Consider the following 25,323-nt stretch of genomic DNA (forward strand, 5'->3'; position numbering starts at 1 on the left):
TTAGATTCCTCTTAATGCAGAATGTGACCTTAGTATTACAGTTGAAGGGTTTTAATATGGGGTTTTCGGAAAAGTTATCTGAATATGCAGCAGCACTTGCAAACTCTAGACATAGGTTCGACCCTAATGAATTTAGGCCGGATTCAGAATCTATTTGTGAGGTCGAAAAAAGTATAGGATTGAAATTTCCGGAAGCCTACGTTGATTTCCTCAGTGTTTTTGGAAGGGGCCCAAAGTGGTTAGATGAACTGCGCGGGATTCAGCTTATTGATAACTTAGTAAAGTTTCAAGAAGAGGTTAGGGAAGAGTTAGAAGAGGACGGTGATAGTGAAAAATTACCAGATAGCGGCTTCGTTTTCAGGGTTATAGATGGTGCTGAACTACTTTTCTTTGAGTGTAGTGGTGATGCTAATCCAATAGTATATGAAATAAGTTATGGAAGAGATGGAGCGGAAGTTAACTCCACGGGGGAAACATTGGAGGAGTACATAGAAATCGCAATTAGAGATCTGCTACGGGGAGCTGACGTAGATCCTAAGAAGTATATCCATCTATTTCCACACATGTAGCGGAGGTGTAAATTATTCTGATAATCCACAAGGTCAATACCAGGGTGAATTGCTACTATTCAGGGATGGCATCCTTAATAAGTTCTCCACCTATTTGTACTGATACAATAGATAAGCCTTGTGTTGGTGCAGCTGAATATATATCCGCTGCAATTAATATTATGCCGGCCATTCCGAATCCTACTCTTCTCATTAGCGCCAATTTTCGTTCCCTTTTCATTTCAATGTCTAAATTTTCTTTTATACGCTTTTCTGCAATACATATATATCCTCTCAGACGATGGAGGTTCGCTATAATATTTGACATGCTCATATCTTCTTCAATCGATGACATCGCATAGGAGGCGTAGGTTGATATCCTGTAAATCGAGTTATCAGAAAGTCCAGCTGATTTTAAAATTTCAATTTCTGGCACTAAAAAATTTTCTAGGAAGAGGGTCAAATTTTGTTTGAGCTTTTCTATATAGGGTGGCAAATCGGGTGATGTGGTTTTGAATTTTTCTACATCATTTAAAAAGGAGGTGTTTCCAAGTAGCCTCTCTAGTGTTGAGCAAGATTTTCCAATAATAGTAGCTAATTCTCGATTACTTGGTTCTTTTTCTTGGTTTAGGGTGTCAAAAAATTCATTAGTTGTTTTAACTAAGTAGGGTAGTTTTTCGGAAACATTACTTGCATTGCTAAACGCTGGGTAAGATAAAAGTAGAAAAGTTAATATGGAGAATATGTATTTCACAATTTAATGCTCCAAAAATTAGATCTGACCTGTGGCTTAAAAGTGTACTAGTATTTAGGGTAGTCTATGGGTTATATGGTGGGTGAATATATTTGACCCTACATTATTTTTCAGTCAGTGCAACTATTCCCACACCTGTTTCAAAGTTGATCTAACATTTGTCAATTTTTTCTATTGGTGGTTAGTTAGGTCAGGTTCAGTATGCTATTTCTTCCCTCTAGAATTTTTAATCGTGATGATTTCTTGCGCTAGAATTTAGCGCATGATTCAACTTGCATTTTAATTTAATACCTTAGTATTCATGTCAAAGCCAGAATCTCTCTTTTTTCATGCTTATAAACCATTTCCAAATGCTTAAGAACTAGCGTCCGATGATCTTGGTTCAACTCCGATAGGATTCTCATATAGAAAAGGGCCTCCTCCTCATGGGCTCTATCTGTCCCTTCCGGGTAAAGAATTGTAGATACAGAAATCTCCAAGACACAGCACCAATCAGCAAGGAGCTCAGCGGGTATAGCTTGGTCTCCGTGTTCCATTTTGGAAAGGCTGGTCGGATGGACTCCAAGCTTGTTGGCCAATTCTTGACCTGTCATGCCAGTCTGCGTTCGGGAGCGCCGTAGCCGGTAGGCGATTGAGGATCTTTTGCTTGAAAAGTCAGGAACGTGAGGTTTGGTCAATTAATGTACACCTTGATTCAACAGTGGGCTGCTTACAGACTGTGCAAAAATCACCCAAAATTTCGATATTAGAAATCCTTTTCACGCAAAATTTCGATATTAGAAACATAAAATAAATTCCATTTACAGATGTGATTCTTTGATGGTAAAAGATTTTTACGTTAGCCACTTGGAAGGAAAATTTTCCTAAAGGGTGGGTGTGAATGCTTAGTTTAAAGATGGAGTTTTAGACATGACTAACGCAAAACGTAAGACCGTTATCCTGCCAAATTCTCTTGTAGCTGTAGTGGAGCAACGGAGAATACAGTTTGTGAATGAGCTATCTGATTTGCGGCTGGCTCTTAAAATGTTTGGGGGGGATGCTCCGCAAGAATCAAGAGCAGCCTATCTAAATCTGATTGATCGGGAATTAATGCGGATACAAGAGGGGGTTAATGATGACCTGCGACAATTACCAGATTGGTTAACAAGCCAAGTTTAGCTTGTAACCAGTTGTTTTAGCAGCTCGTTGCGCTCCGTAGTGGGCATAGCATTTATCAGGCCTACAAGCAGGGCGCGACGATCTGTAGCGGGCGGGGAAATAGTGTGTTTAAAACTTAGGTCCATTACGAAAGTGTGCCCGCAGTCAGTGTTTTTACAAGCGCAATAGAGCTGTGAAAGCTTAGGGTCAAGATCTTTTCTGCTGGTTATCGTTGCTTTGCTACCACACTTGATACAGTTTATAAGCATTCCACCATCACCTTCTTCTCTGAAGCATCCGCTCATTTTACTACCTTGGTATAAAATGTAAATTAAAAAGCATTGTAATTATACTTTTAGTTTTGAGTGTGGGCGAAATCTGGTTGAGTAAACTCAATCTTCTTTCCCCTTGGCAATAATTCATTAAGCTCTAAGAAAACATGCTGCATTGGTAGCACTTCGTTTTCGTAGTAAACGCGATCTATTTTTTCAATATCACCAAAGCCCGCATTGTTTTCTGGCATAACCCCAGCAAGGGCGGGTTGGATTCGCCAGCTGCTGAGGATGTCGTTTCGGCTCAAATCCTTAATTTTTGCAAACTCATCTTTAGTGGCAATGTCACCCACAGGAATAATCTGGACGCTCTTTTCTTTCCCGTCAGGAATGTTGATGAACATTGAACGGAAGTTACCGACCCCCTTGCTCTGTTCAATCTGTGATTGGATACGTTCTTTGTCTTTTTCACCCAGGTTTTTATCAGCCGTATAGAAAATGTACCCCATGTGCGCCCCGTTGTTGTAATACTTGCGCCGGAATAGGGTGCTATCTTCATTCAGCAGAACAGACTGGACCCCGCCCAGGTACTGGGGCCTGCCGTATATCTGCTGGGTTGGGTCATATTCTTTCAGTTGGACCACTTCGCCCGGCTCAAATGGGATTGGATCTGCTCCGTTCGGTTGCAACATGCAATAGCGATCTTTTTCTTTCATCCGGCGAATATTAAATGCCGGTAAGTGTGCCAGGCGCAGGAAGTGGCCAAACGGGTTAAATATCCTTTTGAAATAACAATGCCCGAATACAGAGTGATCAAAGCCAGCGTTTGCTAAACACTCAGGCCGGAGGGCTTTATTTGGGGTATACCATTTGCGTAACAGGTTGCGTTTAAAAAAAGGAATAGTGCCATGGTGAGCATTGGCACCTAATAAGCTAACCAATCCCTTCTGGCTTATAGGTGGCTCATAGTAGTCACCATTAGGCTGTAGAAAAGTGCCGAGATAGTCGCCCCAGTTACCACCCAATACCGGTTCAGGCTCGCCAAAGCTGAATAACAGAGGGTTATTATCATTCCTGATTTCTGCTTTTAAAGTCTGCTTAGCGGCTTTTGCTTTGAATCTTTTGTTTCTACGTCCCATAGTCTGTTCTCATTAGCTGGCAAAGGCCACGGTTGTTGTTTGTCGTTGACGGTTTAGGGGTTCGTTGCTGAGGGCGTGCATTAGTGCCCAGGCCACGTCCGCGTGTCCGGTGCTGCTGGTGCGGTTGGCTGCATAAGTGATTTGATCGTTACCGGTGGTGGTTTGGTGAATCTGCATAAACGCTTGTGGTAAATCGGTGTGCTCTGCGTCCCACTCAACCCGGCCAGATTCGATAACATCTTGAGCTTTTAGAACTAGATTGGTTTTCGTGCTGATACCGTAAGTAATGGGGGTAACGCCGGGGAAGAAACCCTGAACCATTTCATAAACACCATGCCCAGGCCCAGTACAGTCAACCCCGATAAAATTAACATTGTATTTTTCAGTAAGCTCTTTGATTCGCTCTGCCTGCCATTGCCAAGCGCGATTGCGCATAACAATTTTTTCCAGAACCCGGAATTTGCCACCGGGTTTCAGCGGGGGCGCAACTACAATTACAGCCGCGCCATCGCCACTGCGCGATGGATCGTAGCCAATCCAAACGGGATGATTACCATACGGGCGGACCTGCTTTGATTTGAAGTCAACCCAAGTAACATTGGAATCAACGGCACAATTAAGTAGATCACCAAGATTGAAGACGGATAGCCCCGCCTCCATAAAGGCACACATAAAGAGATTGTTGAATTCTGCCTCGCTATACTCATCGCGAAGTTCATCAATATCGAAAAGGTCACAACCTTGTTTTGCGGCATCTTCTACAGTAACAATATTTCGCCAAATCTTGTCTTGACCTAATTGTCCATGCTTCAAAGACTCATGACTTAGATCAAACTTAACTTTATTTTTTCGTCGGTCGTTGTAGCGCTCACCACTCCACATGGGGTAGGCGCCATGGCTTTTTACAGATGGTGTAGAGAAATAGGTTTTACGCCATTTCTTATGTGCAGCCATGCCGCTAGCTAATTTATTGAGGTTCTCAAAGTCTGGAACCCAAAACACTTCATCTACATAAAGGTGGCCGTGGTATCCCATAGCCGTTCGACCATTAGTAGATACAAAGCGAAGTTCAGCCCCATTAGACAGTTCAATAAAGTCTGAGCCTTTCAGTTCAAGATCGAAATATTCACGGGCAAATTTTATGATGTAGGCTTTAAAAATCTCTGCTTGGTTGCGGCTGGCAGATAGAAACACCTGGTTGTCACCCGATAGAATTGCGTCCTCCAAGGCTTCCCAGGCAAAGTAGTAGGTAGCCCCGATCTGGCGTGACTTAAGAATAAATCGGGTTCGTTGATCCTTGTTTTCGTGCCAGCGGTGCTGATATTCATAGAACAACTCCTTACGGATTTCCTCAAGTTGTTCTGCGGTTATCCCGCTAATATCGTTTCTTGTCTTTTTCTTTTTGTCTTTTACGTCTCCGCGCTCCCCTCGTGAGGCTGCGGCTTTCTCTTTGGCTGCGCGCGCTTTCTTTATGTCAATACCGGCGAGTTTATCTAGCAGGTTGCTGAGGCGCTCTATCTCCTTGAAATCTTCATTAGTTTTATTGGGCTTTTCAATCAGGACAATAAGGCGGCGGGACGTTGCTTGCTCCACAGTCTCATGCTGAAGCATTTCATCCCATTGACCCTTTTCCGCCCATTGATAAACGACCCGCGAATTATTCAGGTTTAACTGGTCCGCTATTTCTCGTGCGCTCAATCTGCGCAACCACATAATTTTAGCGGCTTGTTTGATTTCGTCTGAGTAAGTAGCCATGCCGCGCAGTTTACGCAAGGAAAGTCTTTTTTTTGCGTAGTTCTATTCCTGAAAATTCCTATATCTCAGAAATAGGAATTTGTAGGAATTTATCTGATTGTTTGCCCTTTCCAACCTCTTTAAATTTGGAGTCCTCAGAGCGGCAGAGTCCGCAAAGTAAAAAATACTCAAACTTTTATACCGGGCAGACAATGGCAAGAAACCTAAAAACAGGATGGGTTGTTTTGGCTACCAGTGGATCGGTTGTGCATGGGGCTGAAGATGGTCGCACGATAGAGAAGCAATGGCTGGAAGATATGGCAGAAACCTATAACGCCAAAATTCACACAGCCAGAATTTGGCCAGATCATCGCCGTTACGTTAATGGTGGAAAAGTTCTAGCCCTGAAGGTCGAGCCAGCAAAAGAAGCTGAACTTAAGGGTGAGATACAGCTCTATGGGATTCTTGCTCCAAATGACTTCTTAATTAGCGCAAATCGCCATGGCGACTATACGCATCCTTCCATAGAGCTTGGAGATAATTACCGCGGAACAGGGAAATTCTTTCTTAGTGGTCTTGGCGTAACAGATCAGCCAGCAAGCTGTGGTGCTTCGGAACTTCTCTTTTCCAAGCAAAATGGAGAGGAGGAAAAGGTAACTGTATTTTCAGGTGATCAAATCAATGTTGCAGAATCCTTGGAAGAGGATAACAGCATCTTTAAACGTATTTTCAGTAGGCAAGCCGAACAAAAACCAAATACCCATCAATTACAGGACGGTGAAGACATGCCATTAAGTGAAGAGCAAATGGGCGAGTTGAAGAGTTCTATTAAAAGTGAAGTCGAAAACGCTTTTTCCAGTTTGAACTTAAAGCCGCCGGGCAACAAAGAAACAGAATCCGATGATGACGAATCGGAAACCGTGCCGCGTAGTGAATTTAATCAGGTGAAGCAGCAGCTGGATGAATTGAAAACGCAGTTCTCAGAAGCATTGGAACGGGAAGCACCCGGTACGCAACCCCCCGAAAGTACGGGTGGCGACACTCAAGAGCGGGTTCTTTAACGATACCGCTGAATCTAACCCTTACAACTAATTACCGGACAGAAAAAATATGAAACTTAAAACAAGTAAGTTATTTGCGGCAATGTTGACTGCCATGGCTACAACCTATGGCGTAGCCAGTGTATCTAATGAATTTAGCGTTCAACCTACAGTAGCCCAGGAACTATCGGACGCAATTGTCGAAAGCCATGAATTCCTTCAAGAAATTAATGTTTTACCTGTTGACGAAATCAAAGGTGAAAAGGTTCTGGGTTCGGTTACTGGGTTGGTTGGTAAGCGTACCGATACTGAAAATGAAGATCGTCAAACGAGTGAAGTTCTTTCACTTGGTAGCAAAAGCTATGAGCTATTCCCTACAGAATTTGATACCCACCTGCGCTGGGTGACGATTGATTCTTGGGCAAAGTTTCCAGATTTTTCTAAACGTTACGGGGAATGGTTGCGCAAGGCAATCGCACTTGCGCGTATTCGTACTGGTTGGTTAGGAACGCACGCAGCAGTCAAGACCAACAAGGCCAGCTACCCAAATGGTGAGGATCTTAATAAAGGCTGGCTTCAATTATGTCGAGATTACGACGGTGGTAGTCATTGGTTTGACGGTTCAACAGGAACCCAGCAAGCAAATAAAATCCGCATTGGCGCTGGTGGCGATTTTGTAAACCTGGATTCAGCAATTCACGCAGTATTACAAATGATTCACCCCCTTCACAGGAGTGGTAAAGATTTGGTTGCGATTGTTGGTGAGGAACTGATCGCTGAAGAAAAGGCTGCGCTTTATAGAGCGATGGGGTCAACGCCGAGTGAGAAGGAGCGGATAGAAAAAGAGGTGGTTACTAAAGTCTATGCCGGTCTGCATATTAGAACTGATATCCCCTTCTTTCCGGCACGAGGTATTTTTATTACCAGCCTGGATAATCTCTCCATTTATTTCCAGTCAGATAGCTGGAGACGTGAAGTGGCAAATGCTCCCAAGCGGAAGCGCGTTGAGGACTACAACTCTGTAAACGAAGGCTATGTGCTGGAAGATGAAGAAAAAACAGCGGGCCTAGAATTTGCCAATGTACAACTTCCTGACGGCAGTGGCGGCTGGTCATAGGCCAGCGGTGTTTCCCTCGGCCTACGGGCCGGGGGCTTTTTAAAGTTCAAAAATATAACAGGTTAGAAAAATGCCGTTTATTACTTTGCAACATCAGGCCAAGTGTAAAGCCAAAGTGAAAGCAGAAAAGATTCAGGAAGATTTGGAGCAAGGCACGGTTGAGCCTGAAATTTTGGTTGAAGCTGCTGAAGATGATAGCTCGCGCGATCTGGTCCAAATATCTCTTGATCGGGATCTTGAGCTTTTAAAAGAGCGTGCCGACATTAAAGAAAAGATTGAGCTGAAGCGTCAATTGTTGCCTAAGTATCTGCCGTTGGTCGAACAATACCGCGAGAAAGGCGAGCACTACCAGAATTGGCCCCTGGTGTACTGCACTATCTGGGCCTTGGATGTTGAGCAAATTGAAACGGCTTTAAATCTCGCCAAGTTTGCAGTTGAGCAGCAGCAAAAATTACCAAGCTTCTTCAAGTCTGCTGACTTGCAAACTTTTATGGCTGAAGGGTTCCATGATTGGGCCTTAGAGCAATTCAAACAAAACGGCAGTGCTTCCCCTTATCTCGATGAGGTTGTGCAGCTGGTAAAAACTGAGGCGTGGCCAGTAATCAACAACATTGTACTCAGCAAACTATACAAGGTGGCCGGCCTGTTTGCGGAGCGTGCGGGTGAAATTAAAACCGCCGTGTCATGGTTCGAAGTCGCAGAAGAATCTAACCCTGGTAAAGCGGGTGTAAAAACCCGGCTTCAGGTTCTCTATAAAAAACTAGAAAACAATTCGTAAAAGTTCCACCACCCGCGCGGGCCAGTGGGGCGCCTGTCGCCCTGAGCGTTCAAGCAAACCACTTGGCGCCGCGTTTTTAAATAATGATCAGCAGTAAAGGTACTTGGTCAAATGGGCATAAAGCGTTTTGCGGTTGGTAATGTGACTCTCTTTCACGGTGACTCCCTGGAAGTTCTGGAGAAACTGAAAGGAAACAGTATCGGTGCTGTGATTACAGATCCCCCCTATGCAAGTTCCGGGGCTTCTTCACTAACCAAAGCACAAGCGCCAAGTCAAAAGTATCAGGGTGACACTAAGAGAAAACACCCAGAATTTTTTGGAGAGAACCGAGATCAACGCAGCTTTGGCTTTTGGGCCTCTTTGTGGGTTAGCCAGTGTTACCGGATTGTAAAAACAGGTTCACCCATTTGTGTTTTTACTGACTGGCGCCAACTGCCGATGACTACAGATTATGTACAGGCCGGGGGGTTCTCTTTTAACGGTATTGTCCCGTGGGATAAAACCGAATCGACAAGACCGGCAAGGGGAAAATTTCGTTGTCAGGCTGAATATGTTGTGTGGGGTTTTAAAGGTAAATGTATAGGGGATAGAAACCCGGTGTACCTAAAGGGTGCTTTACGTGAGCGGGTGAACCCTAAAGAAAAGCTACACATGACGGGTAAGCCCGTAGCGGTAATGGATCACCTGGTTCAAGTGGTCCCCCCTGGTGAGATTGTAATAGACCCGTTTATGGGTAGCGGTTCCACGGGTGTTGCTGCAATTAATGCTGGGCTTCCCTTTATCGGTATTGAAGCAAGTGAAGAATATTTTGAGGTTGCCAAAAAACGATTGCGGGCAGCCTATAGGGATTCGATCAGAAGGGGATAGTTTTATGAGCTTTACCGGAAGACCTAACACCTACTTGGAAGCCGTTATAGAAAACAACGGTTTTTTCCCAGACATTACATTGGGTGATTTCCAAAAAATGTACGGTGTTCCGGCGGACATAATGCAGGAGAAGACAGAGCACCTTTTGCGGCTGTCAATTCTTGATGTCAATGACAGCTTGATCGATGAGCAAGCGGCATGGCAGGCAGCGGGACATGCAACCCTGGAAGCTGTACCGGCGCAGAAGATAGGCGGAAAGAGCCGATTAATTATTCAGTACCAGCGCGCCGTATTTGCACAAGCAACGGCGATGGCTTTTCGACAATCAGCGACTATTACCCGGCGCGAGATTGGAGAAAACAAAGCGGCGGAAAGTTTGGAAACAGAGCAGATGTACCGCGCACAGTCTGACAAGGCGATACGTAAACTGCGCGGCATTGAAACCAATATCACTGTGGAGTTGATCTAGCGATGTCCGGCAGAAAACTACAAGCCATTTTTTCCCACTTACGTTCAGCAGACTTGGTAGCTGATGCAAAGATTGAATCCTTTATGGATGACGTAAAGGTGGAGGCATGTAGTAAAGATCTTGGGAATGGTATTCGCGTAAGCCGTGTTGAATATACGGCGGAAATAATCATTGAAGGATTTGTTGGAGATTCGGCTTTTGTATTCGCCTTAGTCACTACCTGGCTTATGGAGCACGACAGCGAACGCCACCACGACAGGGTTGCTGAACCGACAATCGAAGTCACGCCAGTTGATAAAAAATCCGTAGATATTGAAATTTCGATTCCATTTTTTGAGAGCGTTGATTTAGTTCCGGATGACAACGGACCCATTAATTACTTGGGGGAAAGCTGGGCGGTGGCCGTTGTGCCGATTGATGAACCAAGCCAAGTAGCAGTAGGGGACAACAAAGACTTACCAACAGACGCCCCGTACCCCAATGCAAATTGATCTAAGCGGACATTTAAAAGTGCGGCAGCAATTACAGCTGCTGAAGATGCCACCAGCAAAGCAACGGCGCGTGGGGGCAATCCTGGCCCGCAAGGTTCGAACCTACAGCCGCAAGCGGTTGCGCGAGCAGAAAGGGTTGGATGGTAAAGCCTGGGAGAAGCGCAAAAAAAAGAGCCGTAAAAAAATGTTGCGCGGCCTTAGTAAAAAGATGCGGTCTAAGGGCGTTGAGTTAGGTGGTGAAGTTTTCTTTGCCGATGGTAAAACCGCCGAGATTGCGCACCAGCACCAGTACGGCGAGCCGGAAGAGTGGACCAGCCAGAAAGCAGAAAAGGTTTATGGCCAGCCGGACTACGGCGCACCAGCGACACGGTATCAGGCGCGGGCACTGAAGAAAGAAGGCTACAAAGTGCGCTTGCCCGGTGGACGAAAAAAGAAACCCACCATGCGATGGATTACGGAAAACCTCAGCCTTGGGCAAGCGGGATTGATATTAAGAACGCTGCGCAATGACCCACGATTAAACCGTTGGGTCATTGAGTTACCAGAACGTAATTTTTTAGGGGTTACAGAACGGGAAGTCTCCGAACTGGCCAGCAAAATATTTGATGAAACAAGCGGACGCGTTAAAGGCGCATAGGGGGCCAAATGGCACTGGGCAAGGTAACAGTCAATAACTTGAATTTGGGACAGGGTAGCTTTGACGAAATTGAACGCAAGGCGCTTTTCCTGGGTGTGGGCGATACCAGTAAGGGAAGTGTGGTAGCGCTGAACTCTCAAAGCGACCTGGACCAGATGTTAGGGGCCAATGAATCGCAACTGAAAACACAGGTGGCCGCCGCACAGGCAAACGGCGGGGAGAACTGGCAAGCCTGGGCCTTTCCCCTGGATGTATCCGACGATTGGAAGGTGGGCCTAGATACGGCCATGCAGAGCGTCTCCCCTGAGCTTGTGGGGGTCTGTACCCCAGCTTTGGCCGCTAACGACCTGGATGTGGCCTTTGCCAAGGCGGAGAGCATCAGAACCAGCATGGGGCGCCGTGTGGCAATACTTGTGGCTACCCCCGGCATCGATGACACCAGCCAAACGTGGAGTGACTACCTAGCAGCACAGGCGGCCATTGTGGAGCCGGTGAGTGCCTACCGCGTGTCACCGGTCCCCCTGTTGCATGGCAATAACCTGGGCGTGTTGGCGGGGCGTCTGTGCAATCGAGCGGTCAGTATTGCCGATACCCCTATGCGTGTTGCCACCGGGCCGGTGCTGTCGCTGGGATCGGTTCCGAATGATAAGGACTCCATCCCCCTAGACAATGCCATGCTTGCCAGCCTGGATGCGCTGAGGCTATCCGTACCCCAGACCTATACAGATTATCCCGGCACTTACTGGGGAGACTGTAACTTACTGGACGCTGAGGGCGGGGACTATCAGGTAATTGAAAACCTGCGTGTCGTGGATAAAGCGGCGCGAGCGATCCGGGTATTGGCAATCGCGCGCATTGGTAATCGTCAGCTGAACAGTACCCCGGCTTCTATTGCCTCAAATAAAACTTACTTTTCCCGCCCACTGCGAGAGATGTCGCGCAGCACGCAAATCGGCTCAACGGTATTCCCCGGCGAAATCAAACAGCCAAAGGATGGCGATATAGAAATTGTATGGCCGACGCGAAATAAAGTGCAGGTCTATTTACGGGTTACGCCTTACAACTCACCGAAAGAGATTGAAGCGAATATTGCGCTCGACCTGACAAACGCCGGGTAATTTTTAATTCTCAAATTCACAAACACTAATCATTAAATATTAGGGGGTATTTACTTATGTCCAAATTATCTGGGCGTGATGTTGACGTAATGATAGGGAGCTATCGAGTCAATATCGAAGAGTTTTCTCTTTCAATTGAAGACGGTACAGCGACCACAAAAACCCGTGGAGTTCCTGACGGATATATTGAGGGCGATGTATCCGCCAGTGGTGAAATAAAACTAAATACCGGTCAATTTCAAATTATTGTGAAAGCGGCAAAATCCGCTGGCAGCTTTCGGGATTTACCTACTTTTGACATCGTTTGTAATGCTGAATCAACAGACGAAAAACTTAATCTTGAGGCGTTTGGTTGCAAGTTAAGTCTGACGGATTTGGTCAACGCCTCACAGGGCAATGAACGCTTGATGCACACGATTAGCTTTGAGGTGACGGATCGCGAATTTATAAATATTAATGGCGTGCCGTATCTGCGCGCCGAAGAAATTGAACGGCTGAACTAAGGGCCAACTATGCCAGACCAATTTGACCGGGCATCACAGCTTGAAGAGGAGGAGCGCAAGCGCTCGCTGGACGCACAGCGCAACCGCACCAACTTCGACAAGCCAAGCCTGGATAACTGCGAGGATTGCGACGGCCCTATACCGAAAGAGCGGCAAGCCTTCGGCGGTGTAACTCGGTGTGTTGAGTGTCAGGGGTTCTTTGAAAAAATAGGACGGTAATTGAAATGCGGATACGTTACGGAAAACTGCAAACGGCAATGATCAGCAAAGGCTATCGCTTTTTTGACGAAGGTGATTTTAATTTGAACTTGATTGGTATTCGCACAGCGGACAACCAATCCAATTCTTTCAACGATCACTTTGCCGTTGCCTGGCGTTTTGATGGCGTACCGCATTGCTTGGTGTTTCCGGCTACCACCGACCCCGGCACCTTTTGGAGAGAGAACCCGATAAACACGGATGGCACCGCCATTTTGGTTCCTGGGCAGTATCCGGGCCTATGGCAACTGGGATTGCACCGGGGCCAGTATCGCGCCCTGGTACAACGTAAGCCGGCGCGAGTGTATCGAGACAATAACCGGGATTCGGTTATCGATATGGATGCACCTATCGATGACGGCTTGTTCGGTATCAATTGCCATAGAGCCAGCGGAACCCGTGAAAGCCTGCGGGTTGATAAATGGAGTGCTGGTTGCCAAGTGCTGGCTAATCCTTTCGATTTTTCACTGCTGATTGCCTTGTGTGACCGGGCGGCGGAACAGTGGGGAACCACTTTCACTTACACACTATTGGATGAGGCGGACCTATGAAGCTGTTAAAAAAATTAGTGGATGTTGCTACAGGTGGTATTGGGAAGTTGGCTTTTGATGTGGCTCAGAAATATTTCCCGCCGAGTATGAGCGAGGCAGAACGCTCCAAGGCACGTATGGATTTTGAAAGCATGGAACTCCAACGGGCTAGGGAAGCCGACGCGGCCGCGTTGGAAGCGGAAAAAGCGCACACAGAGAGGGTGCGCATTTTGGAGGGTTCCGCTAATGACCTTAAATCGATACCGCTGTTAGGTCCGGTGGTCCTTTTTCTAAGGGGTTGTCAGCGCCCATTCTGGGGTTTCGCCACAATCTATTTGGATTGGCTTTGGTTTAGTGAATGGGATCTAACAGAGAAGCAGGAAACCGCATTAATTGTTATTAACTTCTTAGTTTTAGGTTTTCTTTTTGGTGAGCGTGCTGTGCGCAATGTAATGCCAATGATTACAGAAGCATTTAGGGCGCGCACGGAGGGCAGATAGTGGCAAACCTCTCTGAGCAGGAAGCAGAAGCAATTGCGAAGCGGGCGGCAAAGGAAGCCAATGACGAACTATTGCAAAAGCTTGGTGTGGATACGGAAAACATTCTGGAGATGCAAAAGGATTTTGCACACTTACGGCGGCAGCGGGTCGCATCAGATCAAGTGGGGGTATGGACTAAGCGAATAGTTCTAGGGATTGTTCTTTCTGGACTGTTTGCAACTTTATGGGCTGGATTTAAAGCAGCCTTAAATATCAAGGGCTAGTTAATTAATAAACTCAAAACTGAGGAAAGTAAAGATGGCAAAAGAGACTAAGAAAGCGCAAGAAGCTGATGGTGAAAATACACAAGACTTTAGTACTCGTGTTGAGGGGCAATATTTTAATTTCAAGGTTACACGTAGCGATTATAACTCGCTGTTAAATGCGCTGGGGCCGGGTAATAAGGTAAACGCATTCCACAACTTCCTTGTGGATACCGTGGAAGATAGTAGTGAAGCGGAACTTCTAAAAATTCTGGCTGCTAAACCCGGAAGCGAAATTGCTATTGGCACTCCAATTTTTGATGCCTACACACCAGATCTGAAAGTTACTGTAAAAAAGCTCTAGCCCTTTCCGCTGCGATGGGGGAAAACGGGTACAGCCAGTTGTGCGCCTATGCGCGCAAGTGGCTTCCTGGGGAGCCACTGACAGAGGATACCTTGGCGACCGCAAATCTATTAGAGCGGGATTACTGGAAAAACTTTGAAGCGGCTGTAATCAACGGAATCGGCAAAGCCTGGAAGAAATAGCGTAATGAGCACTAAATTTGAAAAGCTGATGTTTCGTATTGGGTTAATTGATAAGGCTAGTGGCCCTATCAATAAGATCGATGCACAAATGCAACGGCTTTCCACCCGTGCCACCAAAGGCGGCGCCATGCTCGGTGGTGCAGCTGCCGGCGGCTGGGCTTTACAGCGCTCACTTTCCGGGCTCCTCGGTCCCTCCATCGAACTTAACCGCGCAATGGGCGAAGTACGCAGCCTGGATGTACACGGGGAAGCCCTGGATAAACTACAGCGAACGGCTATCTCTTCTTCTATTAAGTATGGAACCGGTGCCGCTGATTTTATCCGGGCCTCTTATGATATTCAGAGCGCAATAGGAGGATTAGAAGGCGGCGAGCTAGCCAAGTTTACCGAGGCCAGCGCAGTACTTGCGCAAGGCACCAAGGCAGACGTGGGCACCATCACGGATTATATGGGCACCATGTATGGCATTTTTCAGAATGATGCTAAACAGCTGGGCAATGCCAAATGGGTTGAGATAGTCGCAGGACAGACAGCCACAGCGGTGCAGATGTTTAAAACCAACGGTGCCGAAATGGCTTCTGCCTATTCCGCCTTGGGTGCAGAAGGGCAATCACACAAAATACAAATGGCTGAACAGATGGCCATTATGGGCCAACTACAGTCCACCATGAGCGGCAGTGAGGCCGGCACAAAATACAAGGCGTTTTTACAGGGGGTAGGCAAAGCACAGGGCCAGCTGGGGTTGCAGTTTACCGATAGCCACGGACGGATGCTGCCGATATTGGATATTCTCGGCAAGCTAGAGGGCAGGCTTTCCGGTTTGGGTTCGGTAGAGCAGGGCCAGTTGTTAATGAAGGCATTTGGCCGTAAAGAGGCGGTATCCCTGATTCAACAGCTGATGCTGGATACAAAAGGGCTGGCCAATAATATTCAAGCCCTGGGCAACGTAAAGGGTATGGAGAAGGCGCGGCGCATGGCCGCCGAGATTGCCGACCCTTTCGACCGCTGGACCCAAAGTAGTAAAGCGGTGCGCGCGGTGATTGGTAATTCTCTATTGCCTGTTATTACTCCACTTATTGATAGTTTCACTCAGGGAAACGCTACCCTGGTTGACTGGTCCTATAAGTTCCCACACCTCACTAAAGCTATAGGAATTACCACGCTCGTTATTGTTGGGCTTATCAGCACGGTATTGTTATTCGCCGCCGTGGGTGGCGTGGTGCAATTAACCATGGCTGGGTTGATAGGGTGGCAGACGGCCTGGACTGGAGCGACAGCTCTATGTACCGGTGCTTTCGGACTGCTTACCAAAGGGCTCAAGGCCGCACGGATCGCAACTCTATTATTTAGTTTATCCCTTTACGCCAACCCTATTACATGGATTGCAGTTGCTGTTGTCGGTTTGATTGCAGGGCTGGCAATGCTGGTAATTCATTGGGATACCGTCAAGGCCGCAACCCTTGGGTTTATTAATGGATTTGTTGAGCGCTGGGGATCTATTCGCAAAGCGATAGAAAGTAATCCAATTACGCGCTTTTTGGCGGCGCCGTTTCTGCTGGCCGTTGATAGCGTTAGCTTCCTGTTTAAACAGGTAATGAAGATCCCCGCGCTATTTACTCGCCTTAAGAATTGGTTGGGCAAATTGAATTTGTTCGATGCGCTGGGCAGTGCTGCGGATTGGGTAGTAGAAAAATTAAATCTGATACCGGGTATCAATATTGAAGCCAATGTAGAGCGGGAACGCACCAGCATTCCCAAAGCTTTAACGCCTCAGTATCAGCCAAGCGCTGTGCCTGTTGGGGGAATCTCTCAGCATATCCAGAACAACCAACGCGGCGGAATGACTATAGAAAAAGTGGAAGTCTATAACCCTGCTAGTGGTTATGGCTTTGTTGACGAAATGGAAATGGCGGCGGGCTAATGGCTGAACCTAAATATCAAGACCTGTTGATTGTTAACAATGATATAGCACTCGACTCGGTGGGTGTGCCCATAGGTATTAGCGATCGTGCATCGATTGCGCAGGATATTAAACACATGATCCGCGAAAGCGGTTTATTAGTGGAATTGGTCGGTGAAAGACAGGCTGATAAATGGGCCTTGAATCTCTCGCGTTTGGAAAATCTGGTGGAGAGTGACACGCGCATTCAACCGGGAACGGCAAAGCTAACCCAGCTGGACAAAGAAACCGTTTTAGTTTTTGCGAAAACTGTCGAGTATCAACATATAGAGTTCACCCTATGAGCGAGCAAGAACTTTTCACAAATCTTCTGAAAGAGGGTGGCGTTCCAACCACTGAAGAGGAAGTGCGCACGATATTTGAAGGCGACGTTGATGAGGAAAAAGTCGCTTTTACGAATAAGCGGGATATATCGCCCTGGTGGCGTATGGTGACTGAACTCATAACCACCCCGGTTATATGGCTGATTCGAGCGCTAATTAAATCTGTGATGCCACAAATGTTTGTGAAGACCGCAAGCGGTGAATTTCTCGCACTACATGCCGATGGGGTAAACCTTGAGCCCAAGCAAAAGGGCAAGGCGCGGGGGTTTGTACAGTTCACCCGTGCTGATAGCTCCGGCTCTCTTGATGTTGTCCAGAATACAGCGATACAGAGCCCGGTAATTAATGGGCGAGTGTATACCCTACGTACCACAGCAAAAGTTACCTTTACTGACGGTCTGGAAACGGTACTGGCACCAGTTGAAGCGGAAGAGGCCGGCAGTGCTTATAACCTGGCAGCGGGCTATTACTCTGTTTTGCCGGTGCTGTTGCCTGGTGTTATTGCTGTAACTAATTTGTCCAACTGGCTAACACATCCCGGCACTGATGACGAAGACCCAGAAGAGTTACGCAAGCGCATTCGCACACAGTATCAGGCTGTGAACCAGTGGCATACAGACGCGGTTTACCGGTCATTAATCGCCGGCTTTGATGGGGTGAACGATGAAAATGTATTTTTTAATAGCGATGCACCACGCGGCCCAGGTACTGCGGACGCCTATGTGATGTTTGAGATAGGCAACCCGGATGCCACTTTTATTCAAAGCATACAGCGAAAAATATCCGATGAAGGCAACCACGGGCACGGCGACGATTTAAAAGTGTTTCCCATGCCGGAATCTCAGCATGACATAACCGTCACGGTATACGCGATTGATGGTCTCAGCGGGGATACCAAGGATCATATAAAAGCGGATGTAGAGCACTTTATTCGCGCGGCATTCCGTGAGAATCAAGACTACAAGCCCACCCTGGTTAAACCCTGGAGCCGCTTTTCTTTCTCATTCCTGGGGGGAGAGTTACACAACCAATTTGAATTGCTGCGCGGTGTTGATTTCAATCTTGATTACATCGTTAGCCAGATGAATTTGCCAAGAATCAATAGCCTGACGGTGACAGTGGCATGATTAAATTAAAATTATCCTTTTGGTTGGGTGGTCCGCAATTATCAAAACTGGAAAGAGCCACCCAGAGATTCTGGGAAAGGGTGGAAGGCTGGCTTTATTGGCCAGTACGACAGCTGGACCCTGAAACCTGTATACCGGGCGTTTTAGATCTTCTGGCATGGCAAAAGGGGGTAGCGCGGTTTGATGGTGAATCAATGCGGCTGTATCGATTGCGGGTGAAATATGCGTTTGTGAATGCACAGGACGCGGGCAGCGTAGCTGGGCTTAAACGGATCTTTGAACGTTTGTTAATTGGATACGTGGAAATTGAAGAGCGCCTACCGGACAGGGATTGGGATGTAATCAAGTTGCATCTGTCAGACCAGCAAATGGCAGATAACCCGGAACTATTACAAATCATTTTGCGCAAGTATGGCCGCTTGTGCCGTCGCTATGAGTTTGAAGTTTTAACACCACTACAAGTGCAATTGCGCACGGCGGATTGTGGGCACGATAACGGATTCTTAAAGGCTTCATTGTAGGAAAAGAATATGCCAGCAATTATTAATACAGGCGCGGCCTACATTGCCGCCAAGACCGGGGCCAGTGAGCCGGTAGAAATTACCCGGTTTGTGCTTGCGGATATTAGCGGCTTGGACCATACGCAGACGGTTAATCTGGCTGAGGCAATGCCAGCAATTAATGACATTGTGCATGAGGCGGCAGTTTCTCAAAAAGGCTATTTATCACTGGATAAGGTGGTTTATTCGCTGGCTATGGATACCAGTGTGGGTGATTTCCACTTTAACTGGTTGGGGCTGGTGGCTAGTGATTCAACTCTTATAGCGGTTGCCTATCTACCGCGAACACTGAAAACCGCCACGGCAAATGGTGCTCAGGGCAATAATATTACCCGCAATTTCCTTTTACAGTTTGCCGACGCGCAACAGGCTACAGGAATCAATGTACCCGCCGAGACCTGGCAGATAGATTTTACTGCCTGGTTAAACTCGATGGATGAGCGGGAACGACTCAGCAACCGGGATATATACGGACGGGCTACTTTCTTTGAAAGTGGTTGGAAATTGGTTGCGGACAATAGCAATTACAAAATATTGCCCGGTGTTGGCTATGTTGAAGGCATTCGTATTGTTAATACTGAGGATATTCTAGTTCCTGCCCCGAGTGCTCTACCAAAATCAATTTGTATCGATGTTTCTTTGCAAAAGGATGTAGATAAAGTTAATGCCGTGGTGACGGTTTACGAAGGCATTAAAGACGATTATGTCGATAGTGCCGGGGTGCAACATTATGTGGAAAGGATTTCTGCTATTGCTGCAACCGGAGGCGCAGCAGATAGGCGCACTTTTCACAATATTACCGAGAACGGGCTTCTTCAGTATTTGATGACCCGCACGGATACTTATGTTTCTCAACAACAATTCGCAACGACCACTGAGCACGGTATTGTCAAACGCGCAACTCAAACACAGGTTTTAGAGCGTGCAGACGATGCGACTTATGTTTCCCCGAAACAGTTGTGGGCGGCCCTGGACCATTTAGTTCCAAAAAATGTTGGGGTTTTCTGGCATGGAACACTTGATGATATACCCGATGGTTGGGCGCTTTGTGATGGTCTAGACGGGCGGCCAAATACAATCAGCCGTGTAATCGTTTGTGCGGGTGCTCAGTATGCAATAGGCGATATGGGCGGCGCCGATACGCAGACAAGTTCCGTCAATGGTGGCCATACGCACACCGCCTCTTCAAGTACCACGGGTGCGCATACGCATTACGGTGACACTGCGGACGGCGGCTACCATACGCACTCGGCCTCAAGTGGCAATGCGGGCAGCCACTCGCACAGTGCTTCAACTGGTAGCGCTGGGGCGCACGCCCATACAATTTCAGTTGCAAATCACACCCTGGCAACCTCGCGTATCCCAGCCCACGGGCACAGCATTAATAGTATTTCAATGCTGAAATATCCCGGTAATGAATCCTCTTGGTTTGGCCCGGATTATGACCCCAGTGACCGCGACGGCGCGACGGTAACAGGCGCGAATAATGGTAGCGGCGGCGCGCACAATCACTCGGCGAGCAGTAATAACACAGGGGCGCATACCCATACGGTAAGCGTTGCCAGTAACGGCACACACAATCATTCAGTGTCGGTAAATAAAGGCGGGACGCATAAGCACAGTTACGTAACTTCAAATAATGGCAGCCACGCACACACCATAACAGTCGGTAGCGTTGGCAATCACGCTCATTCTGTTGACGTGCGTCAGCGCTATTACGCCGCCGCGCATATTATTCGAATCGCTTAGGGGGATTTATGAAACTAACCATCATTAATGGCGATGCCGGGGACGATACCGTTGTAATAGATGGCCTTGCCTTTAATTTCGATTTGGCGGGCCTCATCGATGATGCGATGTGGGCGCTACAGTGGAGTGATGAAGGGGTAAAGCCTGCGGGTGAAATTGAAATGCGCGATGGGTCGCATAAAAAGATCACATCTATTCGGCAATTTAAAAAAGTGATTGATCGTTGGCAGGAAGAAAAAGCCAAGGCTGATGCCAAAGAGCAGGAACAGCAAGACCTTATAGCGAGCCGGCAATTTGCCCTTGATGTGATTGATAACACAGCGGGGAAAACGCGTCTTAAGTTTGTGCGTATTGGCTTCGGCATTACCGATGAATACACACGGGTAAGAACTGAAGCACAGCGTTTCAAGGATGCCAATTTTACAGGCGATGTCCCGGCAGTCGTACAGACCCACGCAGAAGTTAAAGGCGTGGAGCCACAGGAAGCCGCAGAACAGATTCTAAAAGCGGCCAGCAGTTGGGATAGCGCTATCGATAAGATCCGCGATATTCGGATTAAAGCGAAAACCAAAGTCAGAGATGCGGAAGAGGATGCTGATTTTATGGCTATTGCTCGCCCATTTTTGCAATCATTAAAAACACTGGAGGTTTAAACCATGTCTAACAAAATCTGGGAATTTATCCGCTGGCACTTTCAACCGCGCCATATATTCACGCCGTTTGCGACCATCAATATTTTGCACCATATAAATCCATTGCCAGACAATAAAGGCTTTGTGGTTAACGGTCGCCAGCATATTTATATATTTGGTATTCGCGTCGCCTGTATCCAACGCACCACTCCCTGGGAAGGCTGATAGCCGATGACTTGGCAGAGCGCACAAATACAATTCCCCCCCACCGCCAAGGGCCTTAGCGACTCGATAAACACTGCCCTGGAGCAAGGTAAAGGGGAAATCAACACGGCACTGTCACGACTGGGGGAGATTTCCCCCAGCTTCGCGACTAACCCAACCGCCAGCACCGCAACCGGTAGCGCGGCAACACAGAATACCCTGGTAGATCTATTCGGGGCTGAGTTGCGCGCGTTAGTGGTTCACCCTTATCAAGAGGGCGTAGGGCAGGGGGAAAGCTACAGCCGGCACCTATCGGCACCCAATGCACAGCAGGCACTGGCAGCCAAGCTGGGGGACGCCTGGGACAGCTTCAAGCCTGGGGGCACCCTGGAGGCCGTGTGCGTGCTCTTTGCGGAACAGACGCTATCAGCCTTTGCCGAGCGCTTGAAAGCGGTGTGTCAGTTGTTCCCGCTCTCTGAGTTGTGCGAGGCGGAGCACCGCGCGGAACAGCTGTTACGCCTGGAGTCTGAAAAGTCGGTACTCCCTGGCGCGCCCCTGGGCGGCCACTGGAGGCCGCGCAGGCTTACCCAACTACAGACTGCCCGTTGGGCTTCGCAAGCGATAGGGGCGGAGATTGCCAGCGCCCACGGTTACGAGGTGGAGAACACCAACCCTGTTCAGGAGCTGCAAGCCCTGGCGAATAAGAAGCGCCAATACCTGGACGCAGTGCGGGCAAATACGGAAACCCTGGCCGCACAGTTTACCGGGACCGGTAATACCTATTGCCTGTTTGCTTCCGGCACAACCCGGCAGATAGCCAGCCAGATTAGCGCCACACACCCCTTTGACCATGACCACGGTTTTAGCGCGGCCATGCTCTTTACCGGTTCCCCTGGTGAGCTAACCATTCTGCAGGAGTTGTTCGGGTTATGAGATTAAACGATTTCACAGTGCGCGGTACTGAGCTAGCCGTAAATGGTGTATTGCGTATTGAAACCGAATCACTAGGCGGCAATACCAGCAGCAGCGACCGGGCCAAAAACGGTATTAAACCAAAGACGCTGACTGTCTCCCTGGTTATCAATATGGATAACCCCGACGATTTATCCGAGTTGATACAGCAAGCGGAATCCGTGGATGAAAACGGAAAACTCACGGTATTTGATATTGTCGATGAAACCGCACGGGCTATGAATATTCGCCAAGTTCAATTTAATGAGTCTGTAAACGCGCGCAAGATCCCAGAAAAAACCGCATGGCGGGTGAATTTCACCCTCTCGGAATATTTATCCATACCCGAAAAGGTCGAGCAGCGACAGAAAACCGAGACTGCCCAACAGCAGAGCGCCAACGGTGAACAGGTGGCCGCAACAGGGGTAGAAGATCAAGAAGAAGCCGAGAGCCTGACCAGCTTTGAAAGAGTATTGAAGTTTGCTGATGACGCATTAGCACCGGATGAAGAGGAGAGCGCCGGTGCAGTTGCATAAACGGCTAACAGTGAATGGCGAAGCGGTGCCCCTCATCAATGACGATGTGCGCCTTGATTTATTTTCCCCTGGGCGCGCAGCTTTTACCGTGAGCAGTAACACCCAATTAAAAGGGCTGGTGCAATTGGATATGGGATACAAGCCCAACCAGTTACAGCGCTTTTTTATGGGCTATGTAACGAATTGCACAACAGTAGATAACGACCGAAAAAAATTAATGTGTCGCGAATTTACTGCCTCACTTGCACAACTGGTCCCACTGGCAGAGCGCTATATAACCCTGGCTGGGGTGTTGGGTGTTGTGTCTGCAATTACCGGTTTGCAGTTCATAACCGGTACAGGAAGTTATACCGATAATAAAGCACCGGCTTTTTATAGTGCGGGTACTGGTTATTGGATTATGGACCATCTAGGGCAAGCCTTCGGGATACCGCAATACACCTGGCAGCAGCAGGGCGACGGTAAAGTCTTTGTGGGTAGCTGGGCTGATAGTTATTGGGCGGGCCGCGCCCTGGAGCTGCCAGCAGGGTTTGCCACAGACTTTGGTATTTCCAACCGGGCAAAAGTGGCCTGTATTCCACGGCTGCGCCCTGGTGTTTTATTAAATGGACACTACGCAACCAAAGTAGAGCTCACCGGTAACTTTATGAATTTAACTTGGAGCGCGGACCCATGGAACAGCAAACAAAGCGCTTAATCAGTCGGCTCTACCCAGAAATAAAAAGCGGATTACATTTGCCGATACTGGCTAAGGTGGTTGCAATCAGTGACCCCATGGAAAAGTCAGAGTTAGCGGAAGAATTCCGCCCACGTTATGGGGTGGATGTGCATGTGTTGACCCCTGAAGGCAAAGCCGATGAGCGCCTGCCTATTTTCCGTAGTGTACCGCTACCTCTGCAATATGCAGGCAATGAGCGTGGCGCCTTTGGGTTTCCGCAACCGGGCACAGTGGTTGAATTGGCTTTTGCCTATGGCCAACCAAACCAGCCATTTATTCGCACGGTGTTATCGCACGGGGTAGGACTTCCAGCGCTCGACCGTGAGGATTTAATTTGGCAGCAAAGCGACTCGGTGCGGCAAAAGGTTGACGCCAGCGCAGAATGGAGCAGGGAAACCCACGGCGATATACGCGAGAAATCATTACGCAGAATTACCGAGGCCGCCGAAATCCAAGCGATCTGCGATAGTGAACACCGACAAGTGCGGGAACATTCCGTAGAAGAGGTAGCTGGCGTAAAAATAATTGAAGCCCTTGGAGCTTTACGTTTCTTATCTGCTGGCGGCCTGAACTTATCTGCGCTGGACAATCTAAATATTACAACAGCCAGTGATATTAATATTTCAGCGGGCCGAGATTTAAAAGAACAGATCGGAAATATTCGCGAATCAGTGGCCAAGGTTCGCCAAACCATCAAAGTAAAAGACGGCGGCAAGGTTTGGTTAGGTAGTGAATCTTTAAATGTGCTCAAAGTGCTAGAGGATTTAATAGGCGTAGTGTCTGCCTTGGCCGCCACCCTGGCGACTCATTCGCACCCTGGTAATGGACAAAAGCCGAATCAAGAGGCAGTGATTAAGGGGCAGCAAGGGGAAGTTGATGAATTGAAGGCTAGCCTTGGTGCTGTGGTGGGTTAATGCCATTTGAATCAAATTTATTTTGTGTGCTTTGCAGGAAATGGAATACGGTAATATCAAGATAATCTTACATAATTATCTGTCGAATTACAGTGTACTTAATTCTATTTGCTCTTGTGTACTATTAGTCGTCACTAAGTCCTTGTTTGAGTGTATTTAAAATTGCCAGACCAGTTAGTCATTACTGTTAAGAGGTCGGTCGACTACAAACAAAGAAGCAACCAGCAGACAATTTGCAATTTACCTTGCTGTGTTTGTTATTTTGATCCTAAGCGAAGCTAAACTAAAATTGCTATCGTTTATTGATCCGGTCAGTGCTCAAATATTTTTCAGGCTTGTCTTATTGGGATAGTCACATGAGTAGAATACCTTTGGCGTCGTCGCAAGATTTTGACAAGAAAACCCAAAAACTATTGAGTGGGTTGCCGCCAGTCAATATAGCATTAATGCTGGCCAGAACAGGGATGGCTACTGAGATTTATTCTATTGTGTCGACATTATTTAGTGATGGCTATTTGCCGGATGATGACCGAGAAATTATGCTTTACAGAATATGTAAAGATAATCAATCTCAGTATGAAATTAATTTTCATCGAAAGACGGCTGCTCTCCCAAAAAATATTGTCGATATAGTGCTTTCTGAAGATATAAGCGCTTTGGATTCTTGGCAGAAGACTCTTTGTATTGCATGTGATGAAATTACTAATGATGCGAAGATGACTGAAGAATCTGTGCAAGCCTTTGTTAAGCATTATCGGTCATACGATATAGCATGCCGGGCCATTTTTCTTTTAAGTTGGTTTAACATGCTGACTAGATACTCTGATTCTACTGGCGTGCCCTTTGAAAGTGATCAAGTTCTAAAGGGAATCTCCTCTCCTACTAGAATGCACAAACATTAGGTAATTGTCTTATTGTTCGGCTTGGGTTTGAAGAATTTACTGTTTCTGGATTTTCCATTGATGTTAA

The 25,323-nt window shown here is 47.4% G+C and carries 34 protein-coding genes; 29 read left to right on the top strand and 5 right to left on the bottom strand.

Annotated elements, in window-relative coordinates; all coding sequences use genetic code 11:
* The first annotated feature begins 14 nt into the window (after nt 1-14).
* A complete protein-coding gene (locus ACJJI7_RS16535; protein WP_444901714.1) occupies nt 15-569 on the top strand; it encodes an SMI1/KNR4 family protein in 555 nt (184 codons plus the stop codon).
* A 55-nt stretch (nt 570-624) separates the two neighbouring features.
* On the opposite strand, the gene ACJJI7_RS16540 is transcribed toward ACJJI7_RS16535, so the two are convergent.
* On the bottom strand, nt 625-1,302 hold the full coding sequence (locus tag ACJJI7_RS16540) for a hypothetical protein (RefSeq protein ID WP_444901713.1): 678 nt from the start codon (nt 1,300-1,302) through the stop codon (nt 625-627).
* A gap of 299 nt (nt 1,303-1,601) precedes the next feature.
* A complete protein-coding gene (locus tag ACJJI7_RS16545) occupies nt 1,602-1,895 on the bottom strand; it encodes a helix-turn-helix domain-containing protein (RefSeq protein ID WP_475717086.1) in 294 nt (97 codons plus the stop codon).
* Nucleotides 1,896-2,211: 316 nt separating this feature from the next.
* Between ACJJI7_RS16545 and ACJJI7_RS16550 the strand changes: the two genes are divergently transcribed.
* The gene (locus ACJJI7_RS16550) at nt 2,212-2,460 is read left to right on the top strand and encodes a hypothetical protein (RefSeq protein WP_444901711.1); all 249 of its coding nucleotides are present in this window, start codon (nt 2,212-2,214) and stop codon (nt 2,458-2,460) included.
* Here the strand turns inward: ACJJI7_RS16550 and ACJJI7_RS16555 are convergent.
* From ACJJI7_RS16555 to ACJJI7_RS16565, 3 genes are all read right to left on the bottom strand, one after another.
* Nucleotides 2,457-2,744 (bottom strand): Ogr/Delta-like zinc finger protein, encoded by a 288-nt coding sequence (locus ACJJI7_RS16555; RefSeq protein ID WP_475717087.1) that lies wholly within the window; start codon nt 2,742-2,744, stop codon nt 2,457-2,459. The two genes, ACJJI7_RS16550 and ACJJI7_RS16555, sit on opposite strands and share 4 nt — an antisense overlap.
* 50 nt (nt 2,745-2,794) lie before the next feature.
* Nucleotides 2,795-3,736, bottom strand: coding sequence for a phage portal protein (locus tag ACJJI7_RS16560; RefSeq protein ID WP_444901709.1), 942 nt, complete (start codon nt 3,734-3,736; stop codon nt 2,795-2,797).
* A 126-nt stretch (nt 3,737-3,862) separates the two neighbouring features.
* Nucleotides 3,863-5,623, bottom strand: a complete 1,761-nt coding sequence (locus ACJJI7_RS16565) for a terminase large subunit domain-containing protein (protein ID WP_444901708.1) — start codon at nt 5,621-5,623, stop codon at nt 3,863-3,865.
* Between the two features lie 14 nt (nt 5,624-5,637).
* Between ACJJI7_RS16565 and ACJJI7_RS16570 the strand changes: the two genes are divergently transcribed.
* The 27 genes from ACJJI7_RS16570 to ACJJI7_RS16700 all read left to right on the top strand — a co-directional run bounded on the left by ACJJI7_RS16570 (nt 5,638) and on the right by ACJJI7_RS16700 (nt 25,256).
* On the top strand, nt 5,638-6,645 hold the full coding sequence (locus ACJJI7_RS16570) for a GPO family capsid scaffolding protein (RefSeq protein WP_444901707.1): 1,008 nt from the start codon (nt 5,638-5,640) through the stop codon (nt 6,643-6,645).
* A gap of 49 nt (nt 6,646-6,694) precedes the next feature.
* Nucleotides 6,695-7,741 (top strand): phage major capsid protein, P2 family, encoded by a 1,047-nt coding sequence (locus ACJJI7_RS16575; RefSeq protein ID WP_444901706.1) that lies wholly within the window; start codon nt 6,695-6,697, stop codon nt 7,739-7,741.
* A 70-nt stretch (nt 7,742-7,811) separates the two neighbouring features.
* Nucleotides 7,812-8,519: a phage terminase small subunit gene (gene gpM / locus ACJJI7_RS16580; RefSeq protein WP_444901705.1), complete on the top strand. Its 708-nt coding sequence runs from the start codon at nt 7,812-7,814 to the stop codon at nt 8,517-8,519.
* A gap of 111 nt (nt 8,520-8,630) precedes the next feature.
* The gene (locus ACJJI7_RS16585; protein ID WP_444901704.1) at nt 8,631-9,386 is read left to right on the top strand and encodes a DNA-methyltransferase; all 756 of its coding nucleotides are present in this window, start codon (nt 8,631-8,633) and stop codon (nt 9,384-9,386) included.
* A gap of 4 nt (nt 9,387-9,390) precedes the next feature.
* Complete coding sequence (locus ACJJI7_RS16590; protein ID WP_444901703.1) at nt 9,391-9,855, top strand: head completion/stabilization protein; 465 nt, start codon at nt 9,391-9,393, stop codon at nt 9,853-9,855.
* 2 nt (nt 9,856-9,857) lie between these two features.
* The gene (locus tag ACJJI7_RS16595; protein WP_444901702.1) at nt 9,858-10,346 is read left to right on the top strand and encodes a phage tail protein; all 489 of its coding nucleotides are present in this window, start codon (nt 9,858-9,860) and stop codon (nt 10,344-10,346) included.
* A 19-nt stretch (nt 10,347-10,365) separates the two neighbouring features.
* Nucleotides 10,366-10,983, top strand: coding sequence for a phage virion morphogenesis family protein (locus ACJJI7_RS16600; RefSeq protein WP_444901701.1), 618 nt, complete (start codon nt 10,366-10,368; stop codon nt 10,981-10,983).
* Between the two features lie 8 nt (nt 10,984-10,991).
* Nucleotides 10,992-12,101 (top strand): DUF2586 domain-containing protein, encoded by a 1,110-nt coding sequence (locus ACJJI7_RS16605; RefSeq protein ID WP_444901700.1) that lies wholly within the window; start codon nt 10,992-10,994, stop codon nt 12,099-12,101.
* 56 nt (nt 12,102-12,157) lie between these two features.
* Nucleotides 12,158-12,604 carry a phage protein gene (locus ACJJI7_RS16610; protein WP_444901699.1) on the top strand — a complete coding sequence of 149 codons (447 nt, stop codon included), beginning with the start codon at nt 12,158-12,160 and terminating at the stop codon, nt 12,602-12,604.
* 9 nt (nt 12,605-12,613) lie between these two features.
* Nucleotides 12,614-12,823, top strand: coding sequence for a TraR/DksA C4-type zinc finger protein (locus ACJJI7_RS16615; protein ID WP_444901698.1), 210 nt, complete (start codon nt 12,614-12,616; stop codon nt 12,821-12,823).
* Between the two features lie 5 nt (nt 12,824-12,828).
* On the top strand, nt 12,829-13,413 hold the full coding sequence (locus tag ACJJI7_RS16620; protein WP_444901697.1) for a hypothetical protein: 585 nt from the start codon (nt 12,829-12,831) through the stop codon (nt 13,411-13,413).
* Nucleotides 13,410-13,892, top strand: a complete 483-nt coding sequence (locus tag ACJJI7_RS16625) for a hypothetical protein (protein ID WP_444901696.1) — start codon at nt 13,410-13,412, stop codon at nt 13,890-13,892. The genes ACJJI7_RS16620 and ACJJI7_RS16625 overlap by 4 nt, the downstream gene beginning before the upstream one ends.
* A complete protein-coding gene (locus ACJJI7_RS16630) occupies nt 13,892-14,155 on the top strand; it encodes a hypothetical protein (protein ID WP_444901695.1) in 264 nt (87 codons plus the stop codon). Before ACJJI7_RS16625 ends, ACJJI7_RS16630 begins: the two co-directional genes overlap by 1 nt.
* Before the next feature lie 34 nt (nt 14,156-14,189).
* On the top strand, nt 14,190-14,498 hold the full coding sequence (locus ACJJI7_RS16635) for a putative phage tail assembly chaperone (protein WP_444901694.1): 309 nt from the start codon (nt 14,190-14,192) through the stop codon (nt 14,496-14,498).
* Nucleotides 14,499-14,512: 14 nt separating this feature from the next.
* The gene (locus tag ACJJI7_RS16640; RefSeq protein WP_444901693.1) at nt 14,513-14,680 is read left to right on the top strand and encodes a DUF6890 family protein; all 168 of its coding nucleotides are present in this window, start codon (nt 14,513-14,515) and stop codon (nt 14,678-14,680) included.
* A 4-nt stretch (nt 14,681-14,684) separates the two neighbouring features.
* Complete coding sequence (locus tag ACJJI7_RS16645) at nt 14,685-16,601, top strand: phage tail tape measure protein (RefSeq protein ID WP_444901692.1); 1,917 nt, start codon at nt 14,685-14,687, stop codon at nt 16,599-16,601.
* Entirely contained in the window at nt 16,601-16,924 is a 324-nt protein-coding gene (locus tag ACJJI7_RS16650) for a DUF2590 family protein (protein WP_444901691.1), read from the top strand. Before ACJJI7_RS16645 ends, ACJJI7_RS16650 begins: the two co-directional genes overlap by 1 nt.
* A complete protein-coding gene (locus ACJJI7_RS16655; protein WP_444901690.1) occupies nt 16,921-18,090 on the top strand; it encodes a baseplate J/gp47 family protein in 1,170 nt (389 codons plus the stop codon). The genes ACJJI7_RS16650 and ACJJI7_RS16655 overlap by 4 nt, the downstream gene beginning before the upstream one ends.
* On the top strand, nt 18,087-18,611 hold the full coding sequence (locus tag ACJJI7_RS16660) for a phage tail protein (RefSeq protein WP_143732637.1): 525 nt from the start codon (nt 18,087-18,089) through the stop codon (nt 18,609-18,611). Before ACJJI7_RS16655 ends, ACJJI7_RS16660 begins: the two co-directional genes overlap by 4 nt.
* A 9-nt stretch (nt 18,612-18,620) precedes the next feature.
* Complete coding sequence (locus ACJJI7_RS16665; protein ID WP_444901689.1) at nt 18,621-20,399, top strand: phage tail-collar fiber domain-containing protein; 1,779 nt, start codon at nt 18,621-18,623, stop codon at nt 20,397-20,399.
* An 8-nt stretch (nt 20,400-20,407) separates the two neighbouring features.
* Complete coding sequence (locus tag ACJJI7_RS16670) at nt 20,408-21,052, top strand: hypothetical protein (protein ID WP_444901688.1); 645 nt, start codon at nt 20,408-20,410, stop codon at nt 21,050-21,052.
* Between the two features lie 3 nt (nt 21,053-21,055).
* Nucleotides 21,056-21,256 carry a hypothetical protein gene (locus ACJJI7_RS16675; RefSeq protein ID WP_444901687.1) on the top strand — a complete coding sequence of 67 codons (201 nt, stop codon included), beginning with the start codon at nt 21,056-21,058 and terminating at the stop codon, nt 21,254-21,256.
* A gap of 6 nt (nt 21,257-21,262) precedes the next feature.
* Nucleotides 21,263-22,168 (top strand): hypothetical protein, encoded by a 906-nt coding sequence (locus ACJJI7_RS16680; RefSeq protein ID WP_444901686.1) that lies wholly within the window; start codon nt 21,263-21,265, stop codon nt 22,166-22,168.
* Complete coding sequence (locus ACJJI7_RS16685) at nt 22,165-22,722, top strand: baseplate complex protein (RefSeq protein ID WP_444901685.1); 558 nt, start codon at nt 22,165-22,167, stop codon at nt 22,720-22,722. The genes ACJJI7_RS16680 and ACJJI7_RS16685 overlap by 4 nt, the downstream gene beginning before the upstream one ends.
* A complete protein-coding gene (locus tag ACJJI7_RS16690) occupies nt 22,709-23,419 on the top strand; it encodes a hypothetical protein (protein WP_444901684.1) in 711 nt (236 codons plus the stop codon). The genes ACJJI7_RS16685 and ACJJI7_RS16690 overlap by 14 nt, the downstream gene beginning before the upstream one ends.
* Nucleotides 23,395-24,354, top strand: a complete 960-nt coding sequence (locus ACJJI7_RS16695; protein WP_444901683.1) for a hypothetical protein — start codon at nt 23,395-23,397, stop codon at nt 24,352-24,354. The genes ACJJI7_RS16690 and ACJJI7_RS16695 overlap by 25 nt, the downstream gene beginning before the upstream one ends.
* A 356-nt stretch (nt 24,355-24,710) precedes the next feature.
* Nucleotides 24,711-25,256, top strand: coding sequence for a carboxymuconolactone decarboxylase family protein (locus ACJJI7_RS16700; RefSeq protein ID WP_444901682.1), 546 nt, complete (start codon nt 24,711-24,713; stop codon nt 25,254-25,256).
* The last annotated feature ends 67 nt before the right edge of the window (nt 25,257-25,323 follow it).

The organism is Microbulbifer variabilis (genome assembly GCF_056232115.1).